This is a genomic window from Proteus sp. NMG38-2, assembly GCF_020640995.1.
Classification (GTDB): Bacteria; Pseudomonadota; Gammaproteobacteria; order Enterobacterales; family Enterobacteriaceae; genus Proteus.
In genome coordinates this window covers 3,861,290-3,883,261 of record NZ_CP085481.1, presented here as the reverse complement: position 1 = coordinate 3,883,261, position 21,972 = coordinate 3,861,290, and the positions used below count along the sequence as shown (strand labels likewise).

Sequence of the window (21,972 nt, the reverse complement as noted above, 5' to 3'; positions counted from 1 at the left end):
AGGTTTTATTTTCATTTCCATAATAAATTGTATATCTAATAAATATTAAATAGCTGTTTTAATTCCATTTTAATATTAAATTAAATGGCGATATTGCTCACAAATATAAATAAATACATATTCAACTATCTATTTTTGACTAATATCTATTGGGATTGACACAATCATTATATTTTAAAATTTTTAATAATCATTGAGGTTTCATTATGAAGAAAAATAAAATTATGGTATTTACTGCAACATTATTACTATCATCAGCGAGTTTTATTTCAACCGTGTCAGCAGATGTGACATTAAAACATGGATATATTGATGTACCTCCTAGTAGAGCTTTCCTTTGTTCATCAAAAGGAGGAAATTTAAATAAAAATTGTGGACCAATTCAGTATGAACCTCAATCAATTGAAGGACTTAAAGGATTTCCTAAAGATGGGCCTGCTGATGGTCAAATTGCCAGTGGTGGGAAAGAGACTTTTTCTGCTTTAAATGCACAAAGTGCGGATCGTTGGCATAAAGTGGCAATGAAAAGTGGAGAAAATATGTTTAAATGGACATTAACGGCTAAACATAGCACTGAATCATGGCGATTTTTTATTACGAAACCAGGGTGGGATGTAAATAAGCCACTGACCCGTGCTGATTTTGATTTAACACCATTCTGCCAACAAAATGATAATGGCAAAATACCAACAGAAAACGTAGAGATAAATTGTAATATACCAGAGCGTTCAGGTTATCAAATTATTTTAGGTGTTTGGGATATTGCGGATACAGGTAATGCTTTTTATCAAGTTATTGATGCTGAATTTAAAAAATAGTCAAATCAAATAAAATTATTTTTTAATATCAATAATGATATTGTATATATATTATTTCATCTAAAATGTAATCCAGTATTGAATATTAAATTTAGATTGGTAATTATTTAGTTGTTAAATGAAAATAATAGCTATTTATTATTGAAATTAAATCAATAGCGCCTTTGTGTGGGCGCTATTTTCATTGAATCGACTAGAAATCCATCGCGCACAATGCTACTTTCTACGTTATACCTATAATTATTTAGCTTAAAAACCACATCATTGAGGCGCGATTATGGAAATCTATTTAGATACAGCGGATATCGAAGAAGTCAGAAAACTCTCTCAAGTTCTTCCTATTGCAGGTGTCACTACCAATCCGTCTATTATTGCTAAATCGGCACAAGATATTGAAACGCTGTTGCCTGAATTAAAAGCGGCAATGGGAGGAAAAGGTCGGGTATTTGCACAGGTTATTGCCAGTGATGTCGATACCATGATTGAAGAAGCATTACGTATTGGCAATATCGCGGATAATACCGTGATTAAAATCCCAGTTACTGAAGCGGGACTTGTCGCCATTAAACAATTGAAACAAAAAAATATGCTGGTATTAGGTACCGCGATTTACAGTGTCTCACAAGGATTAATGGCAGCTTTAGCAGGGGCAGATTATATAGCCCCTTATGTGCATCGTATGGATAGACAAGGCTCTGATGGGGTAAGAGTAGTAAAAGAGTTACAAACACTGATTACCATGCATAATTTACCGACGAAAATCTTAGCTGCGAGCTTTAAAACACCCCGTCAGGTTGTTGATTGTTTATTAGCTGGGGCTTCTTCGGTGACATTACCGATTGAACTTGCTTACTCAATTATTCGCTCACCGGTTGTCGATGATGCAGTAAATAGATTTGCAGATGATTGGCAAGGCGCATTTGAACGTCGTTTTTTATAATCAAATTAATAATATGAGACTAAGTGCTATAGCGCTATATAGCACTTGATTTATCAGTTTTGGGATATTTAAGATATTAATCTTCACTTTTACTAATGTATTAATAACTAGATTATGATGCCTTAAAATAAAAGAATATTGATTTACATCTAATAATAAGTCACCTTTCTGGCAATCTAAATTTAGATCTATTACTATAATCTTAGTCTATAAATGGATTATTAATATAATCTATCTATTTTTTATTTTTTTGTGAAAAATAGTTTATTTATCAATGAATTGTTATTTTTTCTCTAAAAGCTATTTTATATTTTAATATTTAATTAATTTTTTGTTTTTACTCGGTTTAATTGTTATTGCTTTGGCTTTAATAATAAAATAACAAATTGTGACAAGTGTGTTAATTAAAGAGTTTGGTTGTTAAGAATAAACTAAATATTATATTGATGGGGTTGTTAACTTACCAGATTAACAGGGAAAACCGATACTCCGCGGTGCAATGATAATTAACATATACAGTTATTATCTTTATTTAGCGATAAATAAAACTTTATTTGTGATACTGGAGTAAATATGTGCGAAGAATACATGAATAAGCCACTTTATCTATCAATTGCTGACTGGGTTCAAGCGCAAGAACGTTGGGTAAGTGCGAAAGAAATTGCAACAAAATTCGATATTCCTCAATGTAATGCGATTAATATCGTTTCTTATATTCTTTCTGATGTAAAAGAAATTGAATGTGAAACGAAAAGTGTCCCTAATCAGCTTGAAGGCAGAGGATGCCAATGCCAACGAATGATCAAAGTGAGTCATATCGATCCTCAACTTTATTCACGCTTAAAAGGCCATGTTCAAGGTAAAAGTAGTCAAAGTTCTCCTGAGAAATTAGCATCCATGATCCCTCATGGGTTAAACCATGAACAAAAATGGCAATGGATGTTATCAAAATCACAACGACGATAACGTGACTGATTAAGTTGCAGGTTGAAAAAAGAACAATGACGACAGGCGCGTATAACGCCTGTCGCTGTTTGTTACTGACCTTTTGGTTTCACTTCGGTTGTGCCTCGTAAACGTGGACGATTAGGCTCAGGTGCCGTTAAAGGTGTGGTTTCGACTAAGCTTTGACGACAACGCACCGCTAAGTCTTGATATTCGCGTGTGTTCATACGCTTCCATTCCATGTCATTATCAGTAATATCACGCACATGTTTCGCAGGACTGCCAATCAGCATTTGCCGAGGTTGTCCTTGAAAGCCTGCTTTCACAAAGCTCATCGCGGCAACAATACTTTCTTCACCAATCACTGCACCGTCCATAATCACGCTATTCATACCCACTAAACTGTCACGCCCGATAATACAACTATGGAGAATTGCACCATGCCCAATATGTCCATTTTCTCTAACAATGGTATCCATATCGGTATAACCGTGCATGATACAACCGTCTTGAAGGTTAGCGCCTGCTTCAACAATCAAGCGCCCATAATCCCCTCTGAGTGAGGCTAATGGGCCGATATAAACTCCTGCACCAATAATCACATCACCAATTAATACTGCAGATGGATGAACATAAGCTGTTGGATGAACCACAGGGACAAGGCCTTCAAACGCGTAGATACTCATCTGTTTTCCTCTTTGTTGTATTATCGAAACACTAAATAATTATCGACCTTTCCATTCAGGTGCTCGTTTCTCAGCAAAGGCAAGTGGCCCTTCTGTGGCATCTTCTGAATGGAGAACACTTGGATAATGTTTTAATACACCACTGCGCATTAATTTATAGCCTTCTTCAATAGAAAGTTCGCTAGTGGCACGATAAATCTCTTTTAATGCTGCAACAGCCAGTGGGGCACTATTGGCGATTTGATCTGCGAGTTCACGAGCGCTATCCATTAATTCAGCAGAACTAACAACACGGTTTGCAATGCCCCAACGCAATGCTTCGTCCGCATTCATACGACGGCCGGTCATTAGCATTTCATTGACGATAGCCGGAGGTAAACGTTTAGGTAAACGCAATACGCCACCACTATCTGGCACAATGCCTAGTTGTGCTTCAGGTAACGCAAAAGAAGCGTTGTCTGAACACACTATCATGTCGGCAGCGAGTGCTAATTCAAATCCACCACCAAAAGCATAGCCGTTAACGGCGGCAATAACAGGTTTATCTAGATTGAAAAGCTCAGTTAAACCAGCAAAACCGCCTGCACCGAAATCAGCATCAGGGGCTTCACCTTCAGCCGCTGCTTTTAAATCCCATCCTGCCGAGAAAAAGCGTTCGCCTGCACCTGTAATAATCGCGACACGTAGGTTGGGATCATCACGAAAACGTAGGAAAACTTCGCCCATTTCATGACTGGTTTTCGCATCAATAGCATTGGCTTTTGGCCTATCTAATACAATTTCAAGTACTGAACCACGCGTTGTTAGGTGTAATGATTGGCTCATGTTGTATTCCTTTTCATCATCAAAAATAAGCATTTATGATTGAGGTTATTAAGTTGTGGTTGAACCTACCTATGCCTTATTTCAAATGCTTTTTAATCACTTTTCCGGAGCAATTACGTGGTAAGCCCTCTCTAAATTCAACTGCGCTGGGAACTTTAAACTTCGCCATATTTTGCTCACAGAAATGGAAGAATTCTTCTTCACTCAAGGTTTCATTTTCAACCAGTACCACAAAGGCTTTAATTGCTTCATCACGAATGTTGTCAGGCACTCCAATTACGGCGACATCTTGAATTTTAGGATGTGAAGAAATGATATTTTCAATCTCAACGCAAGAGACATTCTCGCCACCACGTTTGATCATATTGCAACTGCGATCAACGAAATAGAAAAAGCCTTCATCGTCACGATAACCATAATCACCAGTATGTAACCAACCTTCTGGCTCTAGCGCTTTTGCTGTGGCATCGGGTCGGTTGTAATACTCTTTGAATAAGGTTTTTCCAGGCTCGCCTTTTACGCAGATTTCACCCACAACGCCATCAGGCACTTCGTGGTTTTGTTTGTCTCTGATTTGAGCTTGATAACAAAAACCCGGTCTACCAATTGATGGCCAACGGCGTTTATCTCCGGGTCTATCACCAATTAAACCAACGATAGTTTCTGTCATGCCATAAGAGGTGAGCAATCGCACGTTAAAGCGCTCAATAAAAGCGTCTTTTTCTTCATCTGCGAGATTGAGGTAGAACATTACTTCGCGTAATTTGTGTTGCTTTTCTTCGGATGAAACTGGTTGTGCCATTAAGGTTCTCATCATCATGGGAATGCATTCCGTCACCGTCGCTTGATACTTAAGGATTTGTTTCCAAAAAGCTCTAGCACTGTATTTTTCGAGTAGGACAAATGTCGCACCTACAGAAAATGCCGCGAGAGATGCGGTGCATTGGCAATCAATATGAAAGGCAGGCATAACGGTGAGATAAACATCGTCTTCACGTAATGCGTTTTGCCATGATGAGTAATAACCTGCAAAGCGTAAGTTATAGTGTGTAATAACAACGCCTTTGGGTTGAGAAGTTGTTCCTGAGGTAAAAAGAATTTCAGCAGTGTCATCTACACTTAATGGTGTGTGATGATTAAGCGTAACAGGATGCTTGGCTTTCTCTTTTAAAAAGTCGATAACCCCTTTTTCAGCAGGCGGACTGTTTTCTGTTATTAAAAACAGTTGCGTTAAAGGGCATTGTTCATCCTGCAACATAGGTTGGTAAATAGGATAGAAATTATCGCGAGTTACCACGTAATGAGCTTGGCAGTGATTGATTATCCATGCGCTCTCTTCATACATAAAGCGCGCATTAATGGGCACCATGACAGCACCAATTTTTGCCAAGCCAAACCAGCAAAAGAAAAACTCAGGGCAGTTATCAAGATGCAAGGCAACATGGTCGCCTTTTTTTATGCCACCAGCATGGAAAAGATTTGCGGTTCGGTTGATCTCTTCATTTAATTCACTGTAGCTAAATTGTCTCTCTTGTCCTTGTGCGGATACGAAAATTAGCGCTGTTTTTTTGCCAAAAACCTCTGCTAAATCATCCCACATTTGACGTAAGTTTTGTTTGCCAATCACATCCATTAAACTGTTACCCTATTCTTTTGCCGTGAGTTCAGATGCATTTTCTACCTATGTGCTATCTGAATTTAACGGTATTACTTTTCGATTTTAGCCAGCCCCTTATCGACTAGCCCCCTGATTTGTTCGTCGTTATAACCGATGTTTTTCAAAATCGCGTCAGTGTCCATGCCGTGAGATGGCATTCCACGCCAGATCTTTCCCGGATTATTTTTGAATTTCGGCATCACGTTTGGTCCTTTGCAGGTTTCTCCATTCATGGTTTGCCATTCGGTGATCGATTCACGCGCGACATATTGCGGATTGCCTTCAAGCTCAGGAATAGTCAGCACTTTGGCGCTGGCAATATTAAGTTCTGAAAGACGTTTAAGTACTTCAGTGATGGGTTGTTTGGCTAACCATTCATCTAACTTGTCTTCAAATAATTGGCCATGAGGGCAGTTAATACGGTGAATAAGTTGAGTGCCTTCTGGTACTTCAGGTGTACCAAGCAGATGAGCAAGTCCGATATCTTTGAAAATTTCTTGAATTTGAGTGATACCGACAACTTCCATCACGATATAACCATCTTGGCAACGATAAAGCCCACAGCCTGCATAGTACGGATCTTTCCCTTTGGTCATTCGAGGGCAGATTTCTCCACCATTGAAATAATCCATCATGAAGTATTGCCCCATGCGCAACATCACTTCATACATAGCAATATCAATACTTTCGCCTTTACCTGTTTGTTGAACTTTATACAGTGCCGCTAACGCCGAAGTGGTTGCGGTCATCCCTGAGAAATAGTCTGCGGTATAAGGGAAGGCTGGCATTGGCTGATCTTTGTCACCGTTTTGAATAAGGTAACCACTGAAAGCCTGAGCGATGGTGTTATAAGCGGGTAGGTTGGTATATTGCGGATCGCCATATTGACCAAAACCCGATAAATGAGCGATAACTAATTTAGGGTTATGTTCCCATAATACTTCATCTGTAATACCGCGACGTGCAAAGGCTGGGCCCTTACTGGCTTCGATAAAGATATCAGTGGTTTCCATTAATTTTAAGAACGCATCACGACCTTCGTCTTTAAAGATATTTAACGATAGTGCATGAAGATTACGGCGAGAAAGTTGAGGGTAGTGAGGTTGAACGCGAATGGTGTCAGCCCATGCAACGTTTTCAATCCAAATCACTTCAGCACCCCATTCTGCAAACATTTGTCCTGCAAATGGCCCTGCAATTTCAATTCCTGAAAACACAACACGAACCCCTGAAAGTGGGCCGAATTGTGGCATTGGTAAATGTTCTGTCATAGCGTCACCTCGTAAGTGGTTTAATGAATACTCTCTCACCTAATGATGAGAGAGTTTTCGTGATTAATTAGCGATACTGTTTAAGTACTGAACGTCCTAATGTCAGGATCTGCATTTCATCAGAACCACCAGAGACACGATCAACACGAAGGTCACGCCAGAAACGAGAAATACGGTGCTCGCCAGCAATACCAACACCACCAAGCACTTGCATTGCACTATCAACTACTTCAAATGCCGCATTCGCACAGAAGTATTTACACATAGCTGCATCACCAGAAGTGATTAAGTTGTTGTCACTCTTCCATGCAGTTTCATATAACATGTTGCGCATTGAATTGAGTTTGATCGCCATATGAGCGAATTTTTCTTGAATAAGTTGGAAACGGCCGATAGCTTCGCCAAATTGCACACGTTGGTTGGCATAACGAGCCGCATCTTCGAATGCACACATTGCGGTACCGTAGTTAGTGAGAGCCACTAAGAAACGTTCGTGATCGAACTCTTCTTTCACACGGTTAAAGCCGTTGCCTTCACGGCCAAACATGTCTTTTTCTTCAAGTTCAACGTTATCGAAAGTGATTTCACAGCAGCTATCCATGCGTAAACCCAGTTTTTCTAACTTGTTGACTTTAATACCCGGTTTACTCATATCCACAAACCATTCAGTAAAGATTGGTTTATCTGGAGATGCTGAGTCACGGCTCATCACAACAACATAAGGGGTATAGGCACTACTGGTGATAAAGCATTTGCTACCGTTAAGGTAAACTTTGCCATCTTTACGGGTATAAGTGGTTTGTAAGCTACCAACGTCGGAGCCTGCACCCGGTTCAGTGATAGCAGAGTTCCACATCTGTTTACCTGTACCACGGAACGCCATGATTTTATCAATTTGCTCTTGAGTCCCTTCACGCAATACGGTGTTAAAGCCACCAGGTAATTGGTAAAGCACGTAAGTTGGCGCACCTAAACGACCTAATTCCATCCAGATGGCAGCAACAGTAACAAAACCTGCATTTAAGCCGCCGTGCTCTTCAGGGATAAGCAGATTGTCAATTTCCATATCCGCTAAGGCTTTGACAAAACGTTCTGGGTATTTGCTTTCGCGATCACACTGTGCGAAATAAGCTTCCCAGTTTTCACTGGCCATTAATTCGCGGACACCGTCAACAAACAGTTCCTGCTCATCATTCAATCTAAAATCCATGTTAATAACCTCTTAATATGTCATTCTTTGCGTATAGCGGATCAGTCTTTCCAATGTACTTTGGCATCTTTAATAAAGGACAAGGTGACCATGATATTGACGAAAAATAGTGGGCATCCTCCGGCGATAATGGCGGTTTGAATTGGTTTTAAACCTCCAAGTGCTAGAAGAATGATGCCGATAACACCGACCAGCACAGACCAGCCGATACGCACTAATAAAGGTGGCTCAGAGCCTTCTTTCATAGAGCGACAAGTGGACATTGCTAGTGTGTAAGAACAGGCATTGATTAAAGTGACAGTGGCAATAAAGCAGAGGATAAAGAAGCCCCACATTGTCGCTGTGCTGAACGGTAATGCCGCCCATGTTTCGATAATGGCGCGAGGTACACCGTATTGTTCAATTAGTTGTGGAATGTTGAGAATATTTTGGTCAATCAGTTGTAAGGTGTTACCACCAAGAATTGTCCAAATTAACCATGTGCCTGCGGTTAAGCCTGTAACCATACCTAAACACAGTTCACGAACAGTACGGCCTTTAGAGATACGGGCTAAGAAGATGCTCATTTGGATGGCGTAAATAACCCACCATGCCCAATAGAAGACCGTCCAACCTTGAGGGAATCCACCTTTACCGATTGGGTCTGTATAGAACAGCATACGAGGCATATACATCATCAATGTACCAACAGAGTCTGTGAAGTAATTGACGATAAAGCTCGCACCACCGACGATAAATACCCAACCCAGTATTAAGAAGCTCAGGTAAGTACGAATATCACTGGCGATTTTTACCCCTTTTTGCAGACCAAATGCCACGCAAATCGCGTTTAATAAGATCCAGCAAGAGATAATGATGGCATCTAATTGCAGAGTATGAGGAATACCAAATAAGTATTGAATACATTCAGTGACTAACGGTGTTGCTAAACCAAGGCTAGTCCCCATTGCCAGAATTAAAGCAACAAGATAGAAGTTATCAATAATCGTCCCAACAATGCCATTAACGTGTTTTTCACCAATTAATGGGGTTAAGGTGCTACTTGGGCGGATAACTTCCATTTTGCGAACAAAGAAGAAATAAGCGAACGCAACAGAAAGGAAGCTGTAAGTTGCCCAAGGTAGAGGACCCCAGTGGAACAAGCTGTAAGCAAGGCCAATTTCTTTAGCTTGAGTCGAATAACCTTCCATTCCAAAAGGCGGGCTTGAAATGTAGTAGTATATTTCAATCGAGCCCCAGAAAAGGACGGCGGCTGATGTACAAGACGCAAACATCATAAAGATCCAGCTTGCGGTACTAAACTCAGGTTTGTCTTCCCCAAGACGTTTATTGGCATAACGACCGAAGACTAACCAAAACCAACCTCCGAACATGATAACCATGTACCATTCAAAGGCCCAACCCCAGACATTGGTAACATAGCTGAATACGGCATTAATCACTTCATTTGAAGCATCAAGATCACGTACCGTTAACCAACATAAAATACCAACAATGATCAATGGCGGAAAAAAAACCTTCGGTTCTATTCCTGCCTTTTTATTATCTTTGCTCATAGGTAAATTTTCCAAATATATTTAGCGCAGAAGTTTAAGTAGTGTTAATTCCTAATAACTAATAAAACAATTAAGTTTATTTATGAATATTTTGTCTATTGGTGATTCATCATAATAGAAAAATAAAGTCATTGGCTAATCTACAAATCCATTAATGATGAAGAATGATGGATATTATAAGAAATCTATTCTGTTATTCACTTCACACTATTCTTTTTGTCGATTTTATGTTACGTTTTATAACGTTTTATTTTCATTATAACTTATTGATAATTATTGGTATTGCATTGTATGTAATCGGCTTGTTATATTCCGTCTTTCAATATTGTTGATCTGAGTGGCAATATTGAATGTTAAATACCATTATATTTATTATGTTCAATATTGTTGATCGAAGTAGCAATATTGAAAGTTGAACACTTTAATTAAAACTAATTTCAATATTGGTGATGTATTTAGCAATATTGAACGCTATCTCTTCTTTATTTAATAATGTTCAATATTGGTGACCTAGGTTTAATTTTTTAATCACTTAATTATGTTAATTCTATATTACATTGCCAGAGTAAATGACATTATTTATTAATTCCAGGAGATGTAATGAATATTATTACATGTTACAAAAGTGTTCCCGATGAGCAGGATATTACGGTAAATAGCGCAGATAGTTCGCTAGATTTTTCTCGCGCTAATACCAAAATCAGCCAATATGATTTAAATGCGATTGAAGCCGCTAATCAGCTTAAGACGCAACTTGATGGTATTCAAATCACGGCAATGAGTGTTGGTGGTAAAGCACTGACAAATGCGAAAGCACGTAAAGACGTTCTTTCTCGTGGTGCTGACGATTTAGTGGTTGTGGTTGATGACCAATTTGAAGCCTCTTTACCCTATCAAACGGCGGTTGCGCTGGCGGCTGCAGCCACTAAAAAAGGTTATGACTTAATTCTTTGTGGTGATGGCTCTGCAGATCTCAGCTCACAACAAGTTAGCTTGCTGGTGGGGGAAATTTTAAATATCCCTGCAATCAATGGTATTAACAAAATTGTTTCGCTCTCTAATGATTCAATTACGGTTGAGCGTGAATTAGAAAATGAAATTGAAACACTGACCATTCCATTACCTGCTGTAATTGCGGTATCTACTGATATTAACACACCTCAAATTCCTTCGATGAAAGCCATTCTTGGCGCTGCCAAAAAACCTGTTCAGCAATGGAGTGTTGCCGATCTTGGTCTGGATGTGATTACTGCGCGTTCAGAGCAAAAAATTGCGGCACCAAAACAGAAAGTGCGTCAACGCATCATTATTGAAGGTGATGGTGACGATCAGATTGCTGAGTTGGCAGAACATTTACGTAAAATTCTTAAGTAATAGGGGGAGTTATGAGCCAGTTTTCAACTGTTTGGGTATTTAGTGATGCACTTTCCCGTTTACCAGAGTTAGTGGGTGGCGCTTCTTCATTAGGACAATCTATCAATGTATTTACATTGAATGATGAACAAAGCGTGGCTGCTTTTAAATTAGGGGCAACTGAGGTTTTCCAATTAGAAGGTAAACCTGACGATCGCATTATTGAAGACTATGCACAAAGCATGGTTGAAATCATCAAACAAAAAGGTGATGCAGGTTTAGTGCTATTACCTAATACACGTCGCGGAAAATTACTCGCAGCACGTTTGGGTCATCGTTTAGCGGCGGTTGTTTCTAATGACGCACAATCTTTAAAAGTAGACGGTGATGCATTAGTAACAAAACACATGGTTTACGGGGGTCTTGCCTTTGGTGATGAAACCCTGAAAACCCCTTATTGCGTAGTGACTGCAAGTGTCGGTGCTTTTGATGTTGCACCAGAAACAAGTGCGGCAGGTAATGCACAAAAAGTGGCATGGATTGCTCCCGCTCAAACCATCGTTCGTAATTCAGTTCAACCGCGCGCAATCAATGCGGTTGATTTAGATAAAGCGCGTTTTGTTGTCAGTGTAGGTCGCGGTATTGGCAGTAAAGAAAATATCGCTATTGCAGAAGAGCTAGCGAAAGCCATTGGTGCTGAAATCGCGTGTTCTCGTCCTGTTGCTGAAAATGAGAAATGGATGGAGCACGAACGCTATGTCGGTATTTCTAACCTGATGCTGAAACCTGAACTCTACCTAGCTGCGGGTATTTCAGGACAAATTCAACATATGGTCGGCGCTAATGGCGCACAAACTATTGTTGCTATTAATAAAGACAAAAATGCCCCTATCTTCCAATTTGCTGACTACGGCATTGTCGGTGATTTAATGAAGATTTTACCTGCATTAACTCGTCAATTATCTAACTGATTTATTTAAGCAGAGAAGGTGACTTCTCTGCTTTTATCGCAAATTCTGGAGATGTTATGTCCGATTCCGAAGATATTTTCGATGCCATTATTGTTGGCGCAGGATTAGCAGGATCTGTGGCTGCACTTGTTTTGGCAAGGGAAGGCGCACAAGTATTGCTAATAGAAAGAGGTAACTACGCTGGCGGGAAAAATGTAACCGGTGGTCGTATGTATGCACATACTCTTGAACGCATCATTCCTGAGTTTGCGCAAGAAGCACCTGTTGAACGCGTTATTACTCACGAAAAATTGTCGTTTATGACTGAAGCCGGTGCAATGACAATTGATTACCAAAATGCCGAAGGGAATAACCCCAAAACGGCTTCTTGGTCTGTATTACGTGGTGAGTTTGATCAATGGCTAATGGAACAAGCCGAAAATGCCGGTGCGCAATGTATTACAGGTATTCGCGTTGATAAGCTCGTCGAACGTGATGGCAAGATTGTTGGTGTGGAAGCTGATGGTGATGTGTTAGAAGCCAAAGCCGTTATTTTAGCTGATGGTGTGAATTCTATCTTAGCTGAACAGTTAGGGATGACAAAACGTGTTGCCGCTGAAAATGTAGCAGTAGGTGTAAAAGAGATCATCGAATTGCCTGAAAGTGTGATTAAAGATCGCTTTAACCTAAAAGATAACGAAGGCGCGGCTTGGTTATTTGCAGGATCACCTACCGATGGATTGATGGGCGGTGGTTTTTTATATACCAATAAAACCACGCTCTCTTTAGGTCTTGTTTGTGGGTTGCACCATATTAAAGATGCGAAAAAATCAGTACCACAAATGCTGGAAGATTTTAAACAGCATCCCGTTGTTGCTCCGCTAATTGAGGGCGGAAAAATGGTGGAATACGGTGCGCATGTCGTTCCAGAAGCGGGCTTAAGAATGCAAAACGAATTAGTACGCGATGGCGTATTAATTGCTGGTGATGCAGCAGGGATGTGTATGAACCTTGGCTTTACTATCCGAGGAATGGATTTAGCGATGGCATCTGGTGAAGCGGCTGCAAAAACGATGCTTTCTGCTATGGCAAAAAATGATTTTAGTAAACAATCACTTAATGAATATCTCAAACATTTAGAAGATGGCCCGTTGCGCGATATGAAAGCGTATCAGCGTATGCCTGATCTACTTGATAATCCTCGTATGTTCACTGCTTATCCTGAAATGGTCGTTGGTATCGCGAAAGATCTCTTTACCGTTACGGGTGAAGCCCCCGTACCAATGCGTAAAACCATGATGCGTCATACCAAAAAAGTCGGTTGGATGAATCTGATCAAAGATGGGATCAAAGGAGTAAAAGCAATATGAGTTCTCCCGTAAATGTCGATGTCAAACTAGGCATCAATAAATTTAATGTCGATGAAGAAAATCCACATATCGTCGTTAAAGAGCAACCTGATATGCAGGTATTGGAAACCTTAGTCAAAGCTTGTCCTGCAGGTCTATATAAAAAACAAGAAGATGGCACTATCAGTTTTGATTATGCAGGGTGCTTAGAGTGTGGAACGTGTCGAATTCTTGGTTTAGATAGTGCGCTTGAAAAATGGGAATACCCACGCGGAACTTTTGGCGTGGAATATCGTTACGGATGATGTATCGCTACTTTTCTCCCAGCGCTGCTCCGGCCTGGGAGCTTTTCTTTTTTTGCTTTATTTAGAAAAAATACCAGGACGCAGTCATGCAACCCAGAAACTTTGATGATATTCGTTTTACCTCTGTACATCGTCGGGTGATGTTATGGGGGAGTGGTGGCCCTTTTCTTGATGGCTATGTATTAGTGATCATCGGTGTGGCATTAGAGCAACTCACACCGTTATTACAGCTTGATACACGATGGATTGGGCTGCTTGGTGCGGCAACATTAGCAGGGCTTTTTATTGGCACATCACTTTTTGGTTATATTTGTGACAAAGTGGGTCGTCGCAAAATGTTCCTCGTTGATATTGTGGCTATTGGGCTTATTTCGATTGCAACGATGTTTGTGTCAACACCAGTGGGTCTATTGGTGATGCGATTCCTTATTGGAATTGTGATTGGTGCTGATTACCCCATTGCGACGTCAATGATCACGGAGTTTTCCAATAAAAAACAACGTGCTTTTGCTGTCGGTTTTATTGCCGCAATGTGGTATATCGGGGCAACATGTGCCAACTTAGTCGGTTATCTTTTATATGATGTTGCAGATGGCTGGCGCTGGATGTTGGGCAGTGCTTTTATTCCTTGCGTTATTATTTTAATTGGTCGCTTTGATTTACCTGAATCCCCGCTTTGGCTAATACGCAAAGGGCGTATTCAAGAGTGTAATGAAATGATGATAAAGCTTTTTGGTGAACCTGTCGTTTTTGAAGCTGAAAATGCCAAAACAACGCGTTTTATCGAGCTATTTAATAAACGTCATTTTTCTTTCGTGCTTTTTGTTGCGGTCATTTGGACTTGCCAAGTTATTCCGATGTTTGCCATTTATACCTTTGGACCTCAGATTGTCGGTTTATTAGGATGGGATGCGGGAAGGAGTGCGGCACTGGGTAATGTGGTGATTAGCCTATTCTTCATGTTTGGATGTATTCCTGCTATGTTTTGGTTAAATCAAACAGGGCGACGTCCGTTATTGATTGGTAGTTTTGCCATGATGACATTGGCATTATTAGTGCTAGGGGTTTTCCCAGATTTACCTATCTTATTTGTTATCTTAGCCTTTGCGACTTATGCCTTCTTTTCTGGTGGCCCCGGAATTTTACAATGGCTTTATCCTAATGAATTGTTCCCAACCGATATTCGTGCATCGGCAGTTGGTGTCATTATGTCAATAAGCCGTATTGGTACGGTTATTTCAACTTGTGCGCTTCCTGCCTTTATTGCCACTTACGGGATTAATACGACGATGTTAGTGGGGGCCGCAATTTCTTTATTCGGCATGATAGTTTCTGTGTTGTTTGCGCCAGAAACCAAAGGATTAACGCTTAATCAGACTTCAACCATGCCAATGAGGCGAGGTAAATAACATCTTTAATTGATAAGCAAGAAAATAAGTTAAGTAATTTAAAACGTTTTTTATTTAGATGTTATAAACTTTAATCATTATTGTATTTATTTTTATATTATTTTAATTTAAATTATCACACCAATGATTATTGATAAGATTTATTTATACCTTAAAGAGAGATGAGACTATTTATATTAAAGAGAGAGTGATTTTATTTTTATTATTTAAATAAAATGACTCTCCTTTTTATTTTTAAAAATAACACCTTTATAACGCCTTGGTTTCAAATTTATTTCATTGTTATTAATTCATCTTCAATTACAAATTATATTTAACTCATCAAATCTAGACCCCAATCACAGATCTCTCTCATACTATTCAAATGACGAAAAACAGTTCGTTATTTACCAAGAATGAATAATTCCCCCTACCCAGAATAAGGTCATTACAGACGCAAACACCAGCAAAAAAGCGGTTGAGTAGGTATTTATGACCTTATTAGAAATGACAGTTAAAGAATGTCTAAACAATATTGTAAAGCAATATGCTTCACAAACAGCCTTGATTGAAAACCAAAGTAAAAAGACACTTTCTTGGCAACAATTACAACAAGAAGTAGAAAATGTTGCGCGTGGTTTTTTAGCGGTTGGTTTAAAAAAAGGTGATCGTTTAGGTATTTGGTCTGCTAATAGTAAAGAGTGGATAATTTGTTTTCTTGCTGCTGCTCAAATTGGTGTTCCTGTTGTTTGTATTAACTTTCATTTTAAAAAAAGAGAGTTATTAGATTTATGTCGATTAACCGGTATTAAAGCATTATGTTTTTCTGATGGGTTTAAAAGTAATGACTTTATTGAAGTGATTAATTGCCTTGCTAAAAAAGTAACTGAAAATAAGGATGTATTACCTCAGTTATTTATTAGTATGGGAAATAAATCGGCAGAAAAAAGTGTCTCATTATCTCAATTAAAAGCAATTAGCCAAAAAATATCAGATAAAGAATATCAACATGCTATTTCACAAGTTAGTGTAAAAGATTTACTGACTATTCAAATGACCTCAGGCAGTACTGCTATGCCTAAAGGTGTCATGTTAAGCCAATATAATGTGATTAATAATGCCATGCTGTCAGCACAGCGATTAGGCGTAACACATAACGATGTCATTTGTCTTGCTGTTCCTTTATTCCACTGTTTTGGGCTCTCTTCTTGTCTCTTTTTTGCGTTAACAACCGGATGCCAACTAGTTCTTCTTGATAACTATTGTGCAGAAGATGTTTTGAAAGTCGTCCAAGACTATCGTTGCACCGTTATGCATGGCGTACCAACGATTTTTAGCCGTTTAATGAAGCACGAGCAGTTTTCTCACTACGATTTATCTAGCCTTGATAAAGGCATTATTGCCGGGGCAAGTTTTCCTCCTGTGTTAATTGATGACATTGAAAATACGTTAGGAATGAAAGGGATCACCGTCTCTTATGGACAAACAGAAGCCTCGCCTTGTTGTACTCAAACATTACCAAACGATACTTTACCCATAAAACGCAGTTCTATCGGTAAACCATTACCTTTTGTTGAAATGCAAATCATTAGTCCGAAAACGGGTAAACCTGTGCCAGTGGGCGTTTTGGGTGAAATTTGTACTCGTGGTTTTCATGTGATGATGGGTTATGACAATGCCCCTGATAAAACCAAGGAAGCTCTAGACGAGGAAGGTTGGTTACATACAGGGGATATTGGTTATGTCGATGAACAAGGAAATTATCACCACGCCTATCGCATGAAAGAGATTGTCGTTCGTGGTGGTGAAAATATCAGCCTTTGTGAAATAGAAGAGGCCATTGCGGAATATCCCGGTGTTGACGCAACGAAAGCGTTCGGCATTCCTTCTGTCGATTTAGGTGAGGAAGTCATTGCCACTATTTGTGTGCAAAAAGATTGCACCCTAAATGAAAGCGAATTACGTGTATTTCTACAAGAGCGATTAGCTCGCTACAAAATCCCCAAAGAACTCCATTTCTTTACGCAGTTTCCTCATACCCCTTGCGGAAAAATTGATGTGCAAGCCCTGAAATTGCAATTGGGTTATGGCGTTTCAATCAAGGATGAAGAAACCAAAGTAGCGGGTTAAGTGACAACGGATTTATCCACATTCTGACAACAGCAGTATGAAGTCTAAAAATAATTAGGAGAAAAAATGACAAGTCGTAAAGCACTGGAAGGCGTCACTGTAGTTGAGTTGGCGACCTTTATTGCCGTACCCGCAGCGGGCCGTATTTTAGCTGATATGGGGGCGAACGTAATCAAAATTGAATCCCCAAGTGGTGATAACTTACGTTATACCGCACCGACTGAAGGCCGTCCGTTAGATCAACATGAAAACACCAGTTTTGATTTAGAAAATGCCAATAAACGTGGCATCGTGTTAAATACGAAAACAGAAGCAGGTAAAAAAATTCTGTTTGAACTGCTAGAAAAAGCCGACATTTTCTTAACTAACTGGCGTCCTGGTGCAAGAGAACGTGCAGGGTTGGATTATGAAACGTTAAAACAACGTTTTCCAAAATTAGTTTACGCCAGCGTGACCGGCTATGGTGATGAAGGCCCAGATAAAGATCTACCTGGATTTGACTACACGGCATTCTTTGCTCGTGGTGGCATTTTAGGTTCGCTGTACCAAAAAGGCACAGTACCGATGAATGTGATCCCTGGCCTTGGTGATCACCAATGTGCATTAGGTTTAGTGTCTGGTGTGTTAGCTGCTTATATTCGCGCTAAAAATATTGGGCAAGGTGAGTATGTTTCAACTAACTTACTGCATACCTCAATTTATACCCAAGCAATCATGATCCAAGCGGCACAATACCCAGATTATGGTCAGCCGTATCCAATCGATCGTCGTAATACTACTAGCCCATTTATTCTGGCTTATAAAACAAAAGATGACCGTTTTATTCAAGTCTGTATGCCTGTTTATGACGCCTACTATCCAACCTTTATTTCTTGTATTGGTCGTCCAGATTTAGCGGAAGACGCTCGTTATACACGTCTACAAGAAGTAGCGAAAAATAATCGCTCCCCTGAATTATATGATCTGATTTGGCAACAAGTTGAGCAAAAAACAGCATCAGAATGGGCAGATATTTTCACCAAAAACGATATCCCATTCAGTATTGCGCAAACATGGGAAGAAGTGTTGGAAGACAAACAGGCTTGGGCAATCAACACCTTCTACAACATGAAGTACAAAAATGGCAGTGAAAAAGCCTTAGTTCGCCCACCTATTGATTTCTTAGAGAGTGGTTTACCTGAATATCGTCGTGGTCCTTTGTTAGGTGAAGACACACCGTCTGTATTAGCTGAATTAGGGTATAGCGCAGAAGAAATTGCCAGCCTTGAAGCCAATAAAGACGTGATGACGTGGAAAGAATAATCCACTTATTTTTTTAATTTTCAGGAGAGCAAAGGCATGCAACAAGACATTTTCACAATGGGCGTTGATATCGGATCGTCTGCATCAAAATGCATCATCATGAAAAATGGTGACGCCATTGTCGCTAAATCACTGGCATCTGTGGGTGCAGGAACTTCTGGGCCTGAAAAAGCGATCGCTGAAGTATTAAGCCAGTTTGGTGGCGATCTCAGTCAGATCAGTTGGATCTGTGCAACCGGTTATGGCCGTAATTCTCTGAAAGAAGCCAATAAAGAAGTGAGTGAACTGAGCTGTCACGCCAAAGGCGCGCACTTTCTTTTTCCGGGCGTAAAAACAGTGATTGATATCGGCGGTCAAGACGTTAAAGCACTTCATATGGATGGTGCAGGCCGTTTATTAAACTTTGTGATGAATGACAAATGCGCCGCCGGTACAGGACGCTTTTTAGATGTAATGTCGAGAGTATTAGAAACCAAGATTTCTGACCTCGCTCAAGAGGGCGCCAAGTCCACTAAGAAAGTCACGATTAGCTCAACCTGTACCGTGTTCTCTGAATCAGAAGTGATTTCTCATCTCGCGAATAACGAAACAATACCCGACGTTATTAATGGCATTCACCGTTCTGTGGCTAGCCGTATTGCTGGTCTTGCAAAACGAGTGGGGGTTGAAGCCCCTGTCGTGATGACAGGCGGTGTTGCCAGTAATTTTGAAGTTGTTCGTTATGTTAGCGAAGAGTTGAACGCCTCTATCGCCACTTCACCTTTATCACAATACAACGGGGCGATAGGTGCCGCCATTTATGCCTTTGAAGCGTACCGCCATCAACTGGAAGACGATGCGTTAACAATAGGAACATCAAAATGAGCAATGTAGATATGAATGCGCCGGATTATATTCCTGCGAAAAAACGACTGCAAAAAATCGCTGCTGATGCTTATCAGCGTGCGTGGGATGCTAAAAATAGCGGTGAAAAAATAGGCTGGTGTGCCTCTAACTTCCCACAAGAAATTGCTGAAACATTAGGTTTATGCGTGGTTTATCCTGAAAACCAAGCCGCAGCCATTGCGGCAAAAGGTGCAGGTTTAAAAATGTGTGAGCATGCAGAAAGCATGGGATATTCCAATGATATCTGTGCTTATGCTCGAATCAGCCTCTCTTACATGGATATTAAGCAGTGTGAAGAGATGGATATGCCTCAGCCTGATTTCTTGCTGTGCTGTAACAATATCTGTAACTGCATGATCAAGTGGTATGAAAATATCGCATACGAATTGAATATCCCGATGATCCTTATCGATATTCCTTATAAAAATGATTATGACACTGATGATGTGACAGTGAAGTATGTTCAAGCACAATTTGATGATGCGATTAAACAACTTGAAAAAGTCACTGGCAAAGTCTTCTCCGAAGAGAAGTTTAAAGAAGTCTGTGAAATCTCACAACGTACAGGGCGTGCATGGTTAAAAGCGGCAGAATATTGCCAATTTGAGCCGTCTCCAATGAATGGTTTTGATCTGTTTAATCACATGGCGGTTGCTGTTTGTGCTCGCGGTAAATTAGAAGCTGCACTGGCTTTTGAGCAACTGTGTGAAGAGATGGAACAAAATATCAAAGAGAAAAAATCGACTTACCGCGGTGAAGAAAAATACCGTGTTCTCTTTGAAGGTATTGCTTGCTGGCCTTATTTGCGTGCCACATCTACCCCGTTAAAAGAGCAAGGTATTAACGTTACCGCTACTGTTTACGCCACCGCATTTGGTGTGATTTATCAAAACAGTGACGAGATGATGCGTGCTTACTCTTATGTTCCTAACTGTGTCTCTGTTGAGCGTGCTGCTGATATGCGTATTGACGTTAGTCGTCAGAATAAAGTGGATGGCGCGATTATTCACGTTAACCGCAGTTGTAAGCTCTGGAGTGGCATTATGCCCGAAATTGAGCGCCGTATTCGCCATGAACTTAAGATCCCAACGGTGACTTTTGATGGCGACCAAGCAGATCCCCGAGTTTTCTCTGAAGCGCAGTATGTCACCCGTGTTGAAGCATTAACAGAAATTATGGCTGCGAATAAAGCAGATATGAAAAAGGGAGACATCTAATGAAAGCATTAACGGATAGATTTGATGAGCTGCAAGCCGTGGTGGATAACCCCGTTGCGCAATTAGAGGGTTTTATTCGTAGTGGCAAAAAGGTGATTGGTTGTTTTCCTGAATATACTCCGAATGAAATTGTCTATGCAGCAGGCATGGTGCCTTTTGGCATTTGGGGCGCGGAAGGACGTGAGATCTCAGAAGCGAAGAAATATTTTCCTCCTTTCTATTGTGCGCTAGTGCTTTCTTCTCTTGAGATGGGATTGGATGGTGCGCTGAATAAACTATCAGCAGCCATAATTCCTTCTTTGTGTGACACCTTAAAATGCTTAGGGCAAAACTGGAAAGCCGGTGTGCCACAAGTGCCTTTTATCCAACTGGTGCATCCACAAAATCGTAAAACCCCAGCGGGTATTGCTTTCTTAACCGAACAATACAAAAAAATCGCACTGCAATTAGGGGAAATTTCAGGTCAGCCTGTGACAGATGATGCACTAAAAACTGCAATCCATTTGTTTAATCAGCGACGCGCCGCGTTACGCGAATTTTCAGAGATGGCCGCGCTTCATCCAAACTTAATCACACCACAACGTCGTAATACTGTGATCAAAAGTGGTTACTTTATGGATGTCGTTGAACATACAAAAGCCGTTGAAGCCATTGTTGCACAATGCAAAACCTTATCTCCAGAACCTTGGAAAGGGCACAAAGTTGTTGTGACAGGCATTATTGCGGATAGCCCTTCTATTCTACAAATTTTGGCTGATAACAAGATAGCGATTGTGGCAGATGAAGTGGCACATGAGTCTCGTCAGTTCCGTCAAGATATCCCAGAAAATAACGCACCTTATGAAGCAATGGCAGAGCAAATCGCCCAGCTTGAAGGGTGTTCACTTTTATATGATCCAGAGAAAAAACGTGGCCGTTTAATTGCCGATATGGTGAAAAACACAGGCGCTGATGGTGTTGTCTATTTGCTAACAAAATTCTGTGATCCAGAAGAGTTCGATGCCCCGATAGTGAAGAAATTCCTCGATAGAGAAGGCATTCCTTCCATCATTATCGAAATCGATCAGCAAACTAAAACGTATGAACAAGCTAGAACGGCACTGCAAACTTTTGCTGATGTGCTTTCTGCTTAACAACATTAATCAATAGTCACAAAAGACCTGTGTGGATAGCACAGGTCAATTG

The 21,972-nt window shown here is 40.2% G+C and carries 19 protein-coding genes; 13 read left to right on the top strand and 6 right to left on the bottom strand.

Annotated features, from left to right (window positions below):
* The first annotated feature begins 206 nt into the window (after positions 1-206).
* The 3 genes from LG402_RS18270 (at position 207) to caiF (ending at position 2,724) form a co-directional block, all read left to right on the top strand.
* Positions 207-818: a lytic polysaccharide monooxygenase gene (locus LG402_RS18270; RefSeq protein WP_166539958.1), complete on the top strand. Its 612-nt coding sequence runs from the start codon at positions 207-209 to the stop codon at positions 816-818.
* Between the two features lie 277 nt (positions 819-1,095).
* Entirely contained in the window at positions 1,096-1,758 is a 663-nt protein-coding gene (gene fsa, locus LG402_RS18265) for a fructose-6-phosphate aldolase (RefSeq protein WP_109408367.1), read from the top strand.
* Positions 1,759-2,331: 573 nt separating this feature from the next.
* Complete coding sequence (gene caiF, locus LG402_RS18260; RefSeq protein ID WP_109408366.1) at positions 2,332-2,724, top strand: carnitine metabolism transcriptional regulator CaiF; 393 nt, start codon at positions 2,332-2,334, stop codon at positions 2,722-2,724.
* A gap of 71 nt (positions 2,725-2,795) precedes the next feature.
* Here caiF and caiE read toward each other — a convergent pair whose 3' ends face one another.
* From caiE to caiT, 6 genes are all read right to left on the bottom strand, one after another.
* A complete protein-coding gene (gene caiE, locus LG402_RS18255; protein WP_166539959.1) occupies positions 2,796-3,389 on the bottom strand; it encodes a carnitine operon protein CaiE in 594 nt (197 codons plus the stop codon).
* Between the two features lie 39 nt (positions 3,390-3,428).
* The gene (caiD, locus tag LG402_RS18250) at positions 3,429-4,214 is read right to left on the bottom strand and encodes a crotonobetainyl-CoA hydratase (protein WP_109408364.1); all 786 of its coding nucleotides are present in this window, start codon (positions 4,212-4,214) and stop codon (positions 3,429-3,431) included.
* A 76-nt stretch (positions 4,215-4,290) separates the two neighbouring features.
* On the bottom strand, positions 4,291-5,847 hold the full coding sequence (gene caiC, locus LG402_RS18245; protein ID WP_166539960.1) for a crotonobetaine/carnitine-CoA ligase: 1,557 nt from the start codon (positions 5,845-5,847) through the stop codon (positions 4,291-4,293).
* 74 nt (positions 5,848-5,921) lie between these two features.
* Positions 5,922-7,142, bottom strand: a complete 1,221-nt coding sequence (gene caiB / locus LG402_RS18240) for an L-carnitine CoA-transferase (RefSeq protein ID WP_227336091.1) — start codon at positions 7,140-7,142, stop codon at positions 5,922-5,924.
* 67 nt (positions 7,143-7,209) lie between these two features.
* Complete coding sequence (caiA, locus tag LG402_RS18235) at positions 7,210-8,352, bottom strand: crotonobetainyl-CoA dehydrogenase (RefSeq protein WP_023582983.1); 1,143 nt, start codon at positions 8,350-8,352, stop codon at positions 7,210-7,212.
* 41 nt (positions 8,353-8,393) lie between these two features.
* Positions 8,394-9,908, bottom strand: coding sequence for an L-carnitine/gamma-butyrobetaine antiporter (gene caiT / locus LG402_RS18230; protein ID WP_227336090.1), 1,515 nt, complete (start codon positions 9,906-9,908; stop codon positions 8,394-8,396).
* Positions 9,909-10,508: 600 nt separating this feature from the next.
* Between caiT and fixA the strand changes: the two genes are divergently transcribed.
* The 10 genes from fixA (at position 10,509) to LG402_RS18180 (ending at position 21,920) form a co-directional block, all read left to right on the top strand.
* Positions 10,509-11,282 carry a putative electron transfer flavoprotein FixA gene (gene fixA, locus LG402_RS18225; RefSeq protein ID WP_166539962.1) on the top strand — a complete coding sequence of 258 codons (774 nt, stop codon included), beginning with the start codon at positions 10,509-10,511 and terminating at the stop codon, positions 11,280-11,282.
* Positions 11,283-11,293: 11 nt separating this feature from the next.
* A complete protein-coding gene (locus LG402_RS18220; RefSeq protein ID WP_227336089.1) occupies positions 11,294-12,232 on the top strand; it encodes an FAD-binding protein in 939 nt (312 codons plus the stop codon).
* A gap of 56 nt (positions 12,233-12,288) precedes the next feature.
* Positions 12,289-13,581 (top strand): FAD-dependent oxidoreductase FixC, encoded by a 1,293-nt coding sequence (gene fixC, locus LG402_RS18215; protein ID WP_227336088.1) that lies wholly within the window; start codon positions 12,289-12,291, stop codon positions 13,579-13,581.
* Positions 13,578-13,865, top strand: coding sequence for a ferredoxin-like protein FixX (fixX, locus tag LG402_RS18210; RefSeq protein WP_023582978.1), 288 nt, complete (start codon positions 13,578-13,580; stop codon positions 13,863-13,865). Before fixC ends, fixX begins: the two co-directional genes overlap by 4 nt.
* Positions 13,866-13,951: 86 nt before the next feature.
* Positions 13,952-15,274: an MFS transporter gene (locus tag LG402_RS18205; protein ID WP_227336087.1), complete on the top strand. Its 1,323-nt coding sequence runs from the start codon at positions 13,952-13,954 to the stop codon at positions 15,272-15,274.
* 471 nt (positions 15,275-15,745) lie between these two features.
* Positions 15,746-17,383 carry an AMP-binding protein gene (locus LG402_RS18200; RefSeq protein WP_227336086.1) on the top strand — a complete coding sequence of 546 codons (1,638 nt, stop codon included), beginning with the start codon at positions 15,746-15,748 and terminating at the stop codon, positions 17,381-17,383.
* Between the two features lie 66 nt (positions 17,384-17,449).
* Positions 17,450-18,685 carry a CaiB/BaiF CoA transferase family protein gene (locus LG402_RS18195; RefSeq protein ID WP_109400052.1) on the top strand — a complete coding sequence of 412 codons (1,236 nt, stop codon included), beginning with the start codon at positions 17,450-17,452 and terminating at the stop codon, positions 18,683-18,685.
* A gap of 36 nt (positions 18,686-18,721) precedes the next feature.
* The gene (locus LG402_RS18190) at positions 18,722-19,549 is read left to right on the top strand and encodes an acyl-CoA dehydratase activase (protein ID WP_109408356.1); all 828 of its coding nucleotides are present in this window, start codon (positions 18,722-18,724) and stop codon (positions 19,547-19,549) included.
* Positions 19,546-20,787, top strand: a complete 1,242-nt coding sequence (locus LG402_RS18185) for a 2-hydroxyacyl-CoA dehydratase subunit D (protein WP_166539965.1) — start codon at positions 19,546-19,548, stop codon at positions 20,785-20,787. The genes LG402_RS18190 and LG402_RS18185 overlap by 4 nt, the downstream gene beginning before the upstream one ends.
* The gene (locus LG402_RS18180) at positions 20,787-21,920 is read left to right on the top strand and encodes a 2-hydroxyacyl-CoA dehydratase subunit D (RefSeq protein ID WP_227336085.1); all 1,134 of its coding nucleotides are present in this window, start codon (positions 20,787-20,789) and stop codon (positions 21,918-21,920) included. The genes LG402_RS18185 and LG402_RS18180 overlap by 1 nt, the downstream gene beginning before the upstream one ends.
* Positions 21,921-21,972: the final 52 nt, after the last annotated feature.